The organism is Nocardioides sp. (genome assembly GCF_035429765.1).
In the GTDB taxonomy this organism is placed as follows: Bacteria; Actinomycetota; Actinomycetes; order Propionibacteriales; family Nocardioidaceae; genus Nocardioides.
This window is the reverse complement of the sequence record NZ_DAOMFK010000061.1, coordinates 1-9,155: the sequence shown is the minus strand read 5'-3', so window position 1 is coordinate 9,155 and position 9,155 is coordinate 1. Positions and strand designations below refer to the sequence as shown.

Genomic DNA, 9,155 nt, shown 5'->3' with positions numbered 1-9,155 from the left:
GGCGAAGTCAGCGGCTCCGTCGTGGGGGCAGGCTCGACTCACCGGTCGGCGTGAGCCCGTAGGCACCGAGCATCACCCGGGAGCGGGTGCCCGCCTCGTCGAGACGAGAGCGCTGCAGCTCGTAGTGGGCGATCTGCCAGTGTCGGAACAGATCCCGAAGCCCGGCCATGACGAGGTCCTTTCACCTGTGTTGCCTTCTTGCTGCGCCCAGCATAGCCCAGGATTGGACGATCGTCCAAAGTATGATGGGGCGCGATGAACGCGTCTCACCCACCCGCCGACAGCTCCACCGGAGCCCCGTCCACAGGCGCGGAGCCGTGGTGGAAGTCCGCCGTGGTCTACCAGGTCTACCCACGCAGCTTCGCCGACTCGGACGGCGACGGCGTCGGTGACCTGCGCGGGATCATCGAGCACCTGGACCACCTCAGCGGTCTCGGCGTGGACGTCGTCTGGCTCTGCCCGGTGTACCGGTCCCCGCAGGACGACAACGGCTACGACATCAGCGACTACCAGGACGTCGACCCCCTCTTCGGCACCCTCGACGACCTCGACGCGCTGCTCGAGGCCGTCCACCGCCGGGGCATGAAGCTGATCATGGACCTGGTCGTGAACCACACCTCCGACGAGCACCCCTGGTTCGTGGAGTCCAGGAGCGGCCCGGCGGCCGCGACCGCCGACTGGTACATCTGGCGGGACCCCCGCCCCGGCACCGTTCCCGGCACGCCGGGCAGCGAGCCCAACAACTGGGGCTCGTTCTTCGGTGGGCCGGCGTGGCAGTGGGTGCCCGAGCGCGGCCAGTACTACCTCCACCTGTTCTCCACCAAGCAGCCCGACCTCAACTGGGAGAACGCCCGGATGCGCGCGGCCGTCTTCGCGATGATGACCTGGTGGCTCGACCGCGGCGTCGACGGGTTCCGCATGGACGTCATCAACTTCATCTCCAAGGGCCCCGACCTCCCCGACGGCCCCCTCACCGCGAGCGGGTTCGGGGACGGGACGCCGTTCTTCGGCTACGGCCCCCGGGTGCACGAGTACCTGGCCGAGATGAGGCGCGAGGTCTTCGACCCTCGCGAGGGGGCGTTCCTCGCGGTCGGCGAGATGCCGGGTGTGACGCCGGACCAGGCCCGGCGGTTCACCGACGCCGAGAGCGGGCAGCTCAGCATGGTGTTCCAGTTCGAGCACGTCGATCTCGACCACGAGAGTGGCCACAAGTGGACGCCGCGGCGCGCCACCGTCGCCGACCTCAAGCAGTCCCTGGGCCGTTGGCAGACCGCGCTGGAGCGAACCGGCTGGAACAGCCTGTACTGGAACAACCACGACCAGCCGCGCGTGGTCTCCCGCTTCGGCAACGACACCACGTTCTGGTACGAGTCCGCGACCGCGCTCGCCACGGTGCTCCACCTCCACCGCGGGACGCCGTACGTCTACCAGGGCGAGGAGCTCGGCATGACCAACGTGCCGTTCACCGACCTCAGCCAGTTCCGCGACATCGAGTCGCTCAGCTACTACCGCCACGCTGTGGAGGACCTCGGCCTGTCCCCTGACGTGGTGCTCGAGACCCTGCGACGCACGAGCAGGGACAACGCGCGGACGCCGGTGCAGTGGACCGCAGGACCGGGCGCCGGCTTCACCACCGGGGAGCCCTGGATCGAGGTGAACCCCAACCACGTCTGGCTCAACGCCGACGCCCAGCGCTCCGACCCCCGCTCCGTGTACTCCTACTACCGGCAGCTCATCGCCCTCCGGCACTCGGAGCCGGCGGTCGTCCACGGGGCGTTCACCATGCTCCATCCCGAGCACCCGGTCCTCTACGCGTTCCTCCGCACCAGCCGGCACGCGACGCTGTACGTCGTCGCCAACCTCTCCGACGCCCCGCTGCACGACGACGACCTCGCCGACGGGCTGGCCACCGCCGCTGCCGGCTCCGAGCTTCTGCTGCGCAACTACGTCGGCGAGCCGACCTCCCACCTCGCGCCGTGGGAGGCTCGGATCTACCGCACCCGGCCGGTCGGATGACCGCTGCCTGCGGGCAACGCACGCGTGAGGTTGCCCGGACGACGCCGGCCTGACACCCTCGAAGGAGCGACCACGAAGGGACGAGCGATGGTCACGAGCGGGGAGCTCCGCGCCGGTGGTGCGCTGGTCGGGGACACGCTGGGCCAGTGCGTGCGGGTGGTGCGGGACGTGCACCAGGCGGTCGCCGGCCGGGTGTTCGGCTCGGTCACGCACGCCGCGGCACCGGTCCAGCTCCTGCACGACGCCATCGCCGGCACGGCGTACGGCACGACGCAGGTGGCCCACGTCGTGCTCCCGAGAATCGGGGCCGCGGCAGCCGCACCGTTCGCTCCCGCCGACGCCCCCTCGCTGTCGGCCAGGCCGGCCGGCCGACTCGCGCTGGGGGCGATCAACGGGCTGTGGGGGGACCGCCTGGAGCGCAGGTACCCGGCCCTGGCGCTGCCGATGGCGCTGCGGGCCGAGGGGTCCGACGTACCACTGTCCGCCGAGGGTGTCGCACGGGTCTACCCCGACGCCACCGGCAGCCTCGCGGTGTTCGTCCACGGCCTGTGCGAGAGCGAGGAGTCCTGGTCGCTGGCGGCCGAGAGCCGGCACGGTGACCGACGGATCACCTACGGGTCCCTGCTCCGCGAGGACCTCGGGTTCACCCCCCTCTACGTGCGCTACAACACCGGTCGGTGCATCGCCGACAACGCCCGTGGCCTCGCCGAGCTCCTGGAGCAGCTCGTCGCGGTGTGGCCCGTGCCCGTCGAGGAGATCGTGCTGGTCGGACACTCGATGGGCGGGCTGGTCATCCGCGGCGCCTGCCACACCGCTGACGAGGCCGGGTGGTCGTGGACGGCGTCCGTGCGCCACGTCTTCTGCCTGGGTACGCCGCACCTCGGCGCCCGCCTCGAGCGCGGCGTGGCGGCTGCGGCCTCGGCGCTGGACCGTCTCCCCGAGACCCGCCCGGCCGCGCGCTGGCTCGACGCCCGGAGCGCCGGCGTGAAGGACCTGCGGCACGGTGCCTGCGTGGACGACGACGCCCACGGGCACGACGCCGCAGGGCTCGTGCGGATGCGTCGTGCCGAGGTCCCCTTCCTCGAGCACGCGTCGTACTACTTCGTGGCGGCCACGCTCGTCCGCGACTCCGAGCACCCCGCCGCGGACTGGGTCGGGGACCTCCTGGTGCACCTCGCGAGCGCCTCGGGGAGTGGCGAGGACCGCCACCTGCCGTTCCCGGTCGAGAACGGCGCCCACTTCGGCGGCATGCACCACTTCGACCTGCTGAACCACCCCGCGGTGTACGAGCAGCTCAAGCGCTGGATCGCCCGCGACCGCCTCCCGCGGTGACTGCGCGGTGAGGGGTCGGATCGGTGTCGGCGAGGCGCCGGCCGGACGTCTGTCGATTGGACCCAAACGACAGAGAAGCTGGCGGAATCCATGCCGTTTCGGTCCAATCGAGGCGCTCCCCACGACGCAGGGTCTGCGATCCGCCGGGACCCGCTTTCCTCCCGGGCGGCCACGGAGCAGGATGACCGGGAGGAGGTGCTGCCGATGCGGCGCGGCGTGACTGTCGGTGCGAGTACGGCGATCGCGGCCTACGCCGCGCTGCAGGTGCTGGGACGGGTGGCGGGATCGACCGCGGCGGAGCGCCGCGCGGTGATGCCCGGCGACGACCTGGTCGACGACCCGCAGATGGTGACCAACCACGCGACCACGATCCAGGCTCCCCCCGAGGTCGTCTGGCCCTGGCTGACCCAGCTCGGGTGGCACCTCGCTGGCTGGTACACGCCGAGGTGGGTGGACCGGCTGCTCTTCCCGGACAACTGGCCGAGCCTCGACCGCCTGGACCCGGTGCTGCTGCGTGACCTCGAGGAGGGCGACGTCATCCCGGACGGTCCGCCGGGCACCGCGGAGTACGTCGTCAGCCGGGTCGAGCCCCCGCGTCTGCTCGTGCTGCGCTCGACCAGCCACATCCCTCCGGGCTGGGCGGAGAAGTACGGCGCCCGGATCACCTGGACCTGGACCATCAGCCTGACGCCGACCCCCGACGGGTCCACCCGGGCGCACCTGCGAGTGCGCGGTCGGATGGCTCCGTGGTGGTTCGCCGCCTTCTACGTCGCGACGATCGTTCCCGGCCGACTACGTCATGGCCCCCGGGATGCTGCGCGGGCTCCGGCAGCGCGCCGAGGCCGACCCGGCGCCCGCGGTGTCCGGCCGGGCGGCGTACTCGGCACGCCCCGGCTAGCGACCCGACGCTAGGCCCGCAGGACCCGGTCCATCGGTCTGCCCTTGGCGAGCTCGTCGACGAGCTTGTCCAGGTAGCGGATCTGCTGCATCAGCGGATCGTCGACGTCCTCGACGCGCACCCCGCACACGACGCCGGTGATCGACGAGGCCTTGGGGTTGAGCCGCGCCGCTGCGAAGAAGTCCTCGAAGGTCGTTCCCGTGTCCAGGTGGCTCCTCAACGCGTCCTCGTCGAAGCCGGTCAGCCACCGGATCACCTCGTCGAGCTCGGCCTGCGTGCGGCCCTTCCGCTCCACCTTCGCCAGGTAGAGGGGGTACACGGAGGCGACGCTGGTGGTGAAGATCCTGCTCATCCGCCTGAGTGTAAGGAGTTGCCGTTCCCGGGAGTCCAGGCTGCAATGGGCGGATGCGCGTGCGGGGGAGCGACACCTGATGAGGCCTGGCGGTGACCGTCCGGACTACCCGACGTGGGTGCGCTCGCGCCGGATCCTGGTGTTCTGGGCCGTGGTCGGCGGGATCCTGGGCCTCAGCCTGGTGGTCGCGCTCCGCTGGCTCCCGGGTCTGGCGCTCGTCCTGCTCGCGATCCCGTTCCTCTACATCGCCGTCGTCATCACCTGGACGTCCTACCGCCTCGGTCCCCGGGGAGGGGACTACCAGAGCCGGATCCACCAGCTCGTGGTCGACTCCGTCGGCGGCGGGGGACGACTCCTCGACGTGGGGTGCGGCAGTGGGCAGCTGCTGATCCGGGCCGCACGGTCGGCGCCGGGGGAGTACGTCGGCCTCGACTCCTGGGGCCCGAGCTGGGAGTACTCCGTCGAGCAGGCGCGGCGCAACGCGCGGCTGGAGGGCGTGCAGCGTCTCCGGCTGGTGCGGGGGAGTGCGTCCCGGCTCCCCTTCGCCGAGGCCCGCTTCCGGCGGGTGGTCAGCTGCCTGACCTTCCACGAGGTCCGCGACACCGCGGACCGTACCGACACCGTGGTCGAGGCGCTTCGCGTGCTCGAGCCCGGCGGCAGGTTCGCCTTCCTCGACCTCTTCGACGGCCCGGAGTTCCCGGGCGGACGAGCCGGCGTCCTCCGGGCGGTCGCCGAGCACGGCGGCGAGGTGCACGCGGCCCGGCGGCTCTCCGAGGTCCTCGACCTGCCGTTCCCGCTGACCCTGGGGAAGGTGCTGGGCCACGCCGTCCTCGTCAGCGGGGTCAAGGCGGGTGCGGCGGCGTTCGGCTCGCAGTGGTGGGAGCAGCACTACCAGGAGCACGGCACGGGGCGGCACGTGCCGAGCCCGCACCTGGTGGCCGAGGTCGGCGGGCTGCCGGTCGGCGCCGCGCTGGACGCCGGCTGCGGCCCGGGAGCAGATGCCGTCTGGCTCGCCGAGCAGGGCTGGCAGGTCACCGCGGTCGACGTCTCACCGACCGTGCTGCGCCGCGCGGAGGAGTACGCCGCCGCGCAGGCGCCCGCGGCCGCGGCCCGCATCCGGTGGCTGGTCGCCGACCTGACGGAGTGGAAGCCTCCCCAGCGCTACGACCTGGTGGTCAGCCAGTACGTCCACCCCGCCGTACCCTTCGGCGACTTCGTGGCGCGGCTGGCGGAGGCCGTCGCGCCCGGCGGCACCCTGTTCCTGGCCGGGCACGACCGGGCCGACACCCACTCCGCGGCACACGCTCCCCAGGAGGCCGCCCTCGGGCCCGAGTCGGTGGTGTCGGCGCTGAGCCCGGGGGCGTGGGAGGTCGACGTCGCCGAGACCCGGACCCGCCGGGCCGGGCACGGCGGGGAGGAGACCATGCACGACGTCGTCGTCCGGGCCCACCGCACGGCGTCCGACTGACCGGGAGTGCGGCTACTGGTGAGTACGACGCGCCAGGCACGACGTACTCACCAGTAGCCGACCCCTGGCGGCCGAGCCGTCGACAGATCGGCCAGTCGCAGGGGTCGCCAGGGGTCGGTGCTCGGCCCTAGGGTGCCAGGACAGACCCTGGCCATCGGGGCTGGGGACGGAGGTGGTCCTCATGGTGCCCATGCGTCCGACCCGCCGGCTCGCCGCGCTCTCCGCCGCGGCCCTGGCCGCGGCCCTGGTCCCGGTGGTCGGTGGTGCGACCAGCGCCAGCGCGGCACCCACCGAGCTGTTCGTGAGTGAGTACGTCGAGGGGTCCAGCAACAACAAGGCCCTCGAGATCTACAACGGGACCGCTGGTCCGGTCGACCTGGCCGCCGGCGGCTACAACGTGCAGATGTTCTTCAACGGGAATGCCACGGCCGGCCTGACGATCAACCTGACCGGCACCGTCGCCAGCGGTGACGTCTTCGTGCTCGCCCAGGCCTCCGCCTCCGCGACGATCCTGGCCACCGCCGACCAGACCAACGGCGCCGGCTGGTTCAACGGCGACGACGCGGTGGTGCTCCGCAAGGGGACGACCGCGATCGACGTGATCGGCCAGATCGGGGTGGACCCCGGCACCGAGTGGGGCACCGGGCTGACCTCGACCGCGGACAACACCCTGCGCCGCAAGGAGGCGGTCACTGCCGGTGACCCCGACGGGTCAAATGCCTTCGACCCCGCCGGCGAGTGGGACGGCTACGCCGTGGACACCTTCGACGGGCTAGGCAGCCACCTAGGCGGCGTCGTACCCCCTCCGCCGCTGCCGACCTCGCCGGTCTGCGGCGACGAGTTCGCGCCGATCCCGTCCATCCAGGGCAGCGGGTCCGCCGCCACGATCACCCAGCCCGTGGCCACCGAGGGGGTAGTGGTCGGCGACTACGAGGGCCCGTCCCCGGCCCTGCGCGGCTTCTACCTGCAGGACCCCGCCGGTGACGGCGACCCGGCGACCTCCGACGCGATCTTCGTGTTCAACGCCAACAGCAACAGCGTGAGCCTGGGTGACCGGGTCCGGGTGGTGGGGACCCCGGGCGAGTTCCAGGACCAGACCCAGCTCTCCAGCACCACCTCGCTCGCGATCTGTGCGACCGGCGCCACGGTGGCCCCGACCGACGTGAGCTTCCCGGTGGCGAGTGCCACCGCGCTCGAGCGGGTCGAGGGCATGCTCGTGCGGGTGCCGCAGACGATGACCGTCACCGAGCACTTCCAGCTCGGCCGGTTCGGCCAGGTCGTCGTCTCCTCCGGAGGCCGGCTGCAGCAGCCGACCAACGTCGTCGAGCCCGGGGCCGCGGCGCTGGCGCTCCAGGCGGCCAACAACCTGCGACGGCTGATCGTCGACGACGCCTCCCAGGGGCAGAACCCCGACCCGATCGTGTTCGGCCGCGGCGGTGCACCCCTGTCGGCGGCCAACACGCTGCGCGGCGGCGACACCCTCACCGGAGCCGTCGGCGTGATGACCTACACCTGGGCGGGCAACGCCGCGAGCGGCAACGCCTTCCGGCTCCGCCCGGTCGGCGCGCTGGGCGGCTCGGCCACCTTCGAGGCCGCCAACCCGCGACCCTCGGGCGCCCCCGAGGTGGGCGGACGCATGCAGGTGGCCGGGATGAACCTGCTCAACTACTTCAACACCTGGGACGGGCTGCCCGACACCGTGGACAACTGCCGGCTCGGCGTCTCCGGCGGTCCGACCGACTGCCGCGGCGCGGACACCCAGGTCGAGTTCGAGCGCCAGGCGGCCAAGACCGTCGCCGCGATCACCACGATGGGCGCCGAGGTCGTCGGCGTCGTCGAGATCGAGAACGACGGGTACGCCGCGGACAGCGCCCTGGCCGACCTGGTCGGCCGGCTCAACGCCGCCCAGGGCGCGGGGACGTGGGCCTACCTCGACGTCGACGCCGCCACCCAGCAGGTGGACGCACTGGGGCACGACGCGATCAAGGTCGGCCTCGTCTACCAGCCCGCCGCGGTGACGCCGGTGGGCCGGACCGCCGTGCTGAACTCGACCTCGTTCGTCACCGGTGGGGACAGTGCCGACCGCAACCGGCCGGCGCTGGCCCAGGCCTTCCGGGAGAACGCTTCGGGCGGCGTGTTCACCGCCGTGGTCAACCACCTCAAGAGCAAGGGCAGCGCCTGCGACACCCCCGACGCCGGCGACGGGCAGGGGAGCTGCAACCAGGTCCGGGTCAACGCCGCCACCGAGCTCGCTGACTGGCTGGGGACCGACCCGACCGGCACCGGCGACACCGACCGGCTGATCCTCGGCGACCTCAACTCCTACGCCAAGGAGGACCCGATCGGGGTGCTCGAGGACGCCGGCTACACCAACCTGGTCGCCGACCGCCTCGGCGCGGCGGCGTACTCCTACGCCTTCGACGGGCAGTGGGGCTACCTCGACCACGCCCTGGGGTCGGCCTCGATCGGGGCCCAGGTGGCCGGCGTAGCGGAGTGGCACGTCAACGCCGACGAGCCGAGCGTGCTGGACTACAACACCGACTTCAAGACGCCCGGGCTGGTCGCCTCGCTCTACGCCCCGGACCAGTTCCGCATCTCCGACCACGACCCCGTGGTCGTCGGGCTCGACCTGACCGACGACGCGGCCGGGTTCCTCACCGGAGGCGGCTGGATCCCGGCGGGGAGCGGCGGCAAGGGCGCCTTCGAGCTCGACGTGGACTACCAGCCCGGGGCCGCCACGCCGACGGGCTACGTCAGGTTCTCGCTGAACAAGGCGCCGTTCGCCCTCGAGAGCACCGCCCTGGACTGGATGGTCCTCGCCGGCGGCACCGCTCGGGTCGGCGGGACCGCGACGGTCAACGGTGCGGCCGGCTACCGGTTCGAGGTGACGGCCACCGACGGAGGCAAGAAGAACGACACCTTCCGCGTCGTCGTGCGCGGCCCGGGCGGGCAGACCGTCTACGACAGCGGGACCGGCCCGGTCCAGGGCCAGGTGAAGATCCACCCCGGGTCCTGACCAGAGCGCGGAAGATCCCAGTCACCTGGTGGCTGTTGCGAAATCGCCGGGTGGGGTGCGTGACTGGGGCGGG

7 protein-coding genes are annotated in these 9,155 nt (G+C 72.3%); 5 read left to right on the top strand and 2 right to left on the bottom strand.

The features are described 5' to 3' along the window. Nucleotides 1-7: 7 nt before the first annotated feature. Nucleotides 8-169 carry a hypothetical protein gene (locus PLP61_RS07845; RefSeq protein ID WP_324502003.1) on the bottom strand — a complete coding sequence of 54 codons (162 nt, stop codon included), beginning with the start codon at nt 167-169 and terminating at the stop codon, nt 8-10. 86 nt (nt 170-255) lie between these two features. Between PLP61_RS07845 and PLP61_RS07840 the strand changes: the two genes are divergently transcribed. From PLP61_RS07840 to PLP61_RS07830, 3 genes are all read left to right on the top strand, one after another. Continuing rightward, entirely contained in the window at nt 256-2,016 is a 1,761-nt protein-coding gene (locus PLP61_RS07840) for a glycoside hydrolase family 13 protein (protein WP_324502001.1), read from the top strand. 87 nt (nt 2,017-2,103) lie between these two features. Next, nucleotides 2,104-3,348 (top strand): esterase/lipase family protein, encoded by a 1,245-nt coding sequence (locus tag PLP61_RS07835; protein WP_324501999.1) that lies wholly within the window; start codon nt 2,104-2,106, stop codon nt 3,346-3,348. Between the two features lie 204 nt (nt 3,349-3,552). After that, nucleotides 3,553-4,260 carry an SRPBCC family protein gene (locus PLP61_RS07830; RefSeq protein ID WP_324501997.1) on the top strand — a complete coding sequence of 236 codons (708 nt, stop codon included), beginning with the start codon at nt 3,553-3,555 and terminating at the stop codon, nt 4,258-4,260. Here the strand turns inward: PLP61_RS07830 and PLP61_RS07825 are convergent. Then, nucleotides 4,257-4,598, bottom strand: coding sequence for a DUF2200 domain-containing protein (locus PLP61_RS07825; RefSeq protein WP_324501995.1), 342 nt, complete (start codon nt 4,596-4,598; stop codon nt 4,257-4,259). The two genes, PLP61_RS07830 and PLP61_RS07825, sit on opposite strands and share 4 nt — an antisense overlap. 79 nt (nt 4,599-4,677) lie before the next feature. Between PLP61_RS07825 and PLP61_RS07820 the strand changes: the two genes are divergently transcribed. Both PLP61_RS07820 and PLP61_RS07815 read left to right on the top strand, forming a co-directional pair. After that, nucleotides 4,678-6,066 carry a methyltransferase domain-containing protein gene (locus PLP61_RS07820; RefSeq protein ID WP_324501993.1) on the top strand — a complete coding sequence of 463 codons (1,389 nt, stop codon included), beginning with the start codon at nt 4,678-4,680 and terminating at the stop codon, nt 6,064-6,066. 190 nt (nt 6,067-6,256) lie between these two features. Next, nucleotides 6,257-9,082: an ExeM/NucH family extracellular endonuclease gene (locus PLP61_RS07815; protein WP_324501991.1), complete on the top strand. Its 2,826-nt coding sequence runs from the start codon at nt 6,257-6,259 to the stop codon at nt 9,080-9,082. Nucleotides 9,083-9,155: the final 73 nt, after the last annotated feature.

Bases quoted from the DNA above. Each gene is read 5' to 3' on its own strand.
- PLP61_RS07845 (WP_324502003.1), bottom strand. From the start codon at position 169: ATGGCCGGGCTTCGGGATCTGTTCCGACACTGGCAGATCGCCCACTAC.
- PLP61_RS07840 (WP_324502001.1), top strand. From the start codon at position 256: ATGAACGCGTCTCACCCACCCGCCGACAGCTCCACCGGAGCCCCGTCC.
- PLP61_RS07835 (WP_324501999.1), top strand. From the start codon at position 2,104: ATGGTCACGAGCGGGGAGCTCCGCGCCGGTGGTGCGCTGGTCGGGGAC.
- PLP61_RS07830 (WP_324501997.1), top strand. From the start codon at position 3,553: ATGCGGCGCGGCGTGACTGTCGGTGCGAGTACGGCGATCGCGGCCTAC.
- PLP61_RS07825 (WP_324501995.1), bottom strand. From the start codon at position 4,598: ATGAGCAGGATCTTCACCACCAGCGTCGCCTCCGTGTACCCCCTCTAC.
- PLP61_RS07820 (WP_324501993.1), top strand. From the start codon at position 4,678: ATGAGGCCTGGCGGTGACCGTCCGGACTACCCGACGTGGGTGCGCTCG.
- PLP61_RS07815 (WP_324501991.1), top strand. From the start codon at position 6,257: ATGCGTCCGACCCGCCGGCTCGCCGCGCTCTCCGCCGCGGCCCTGGCC.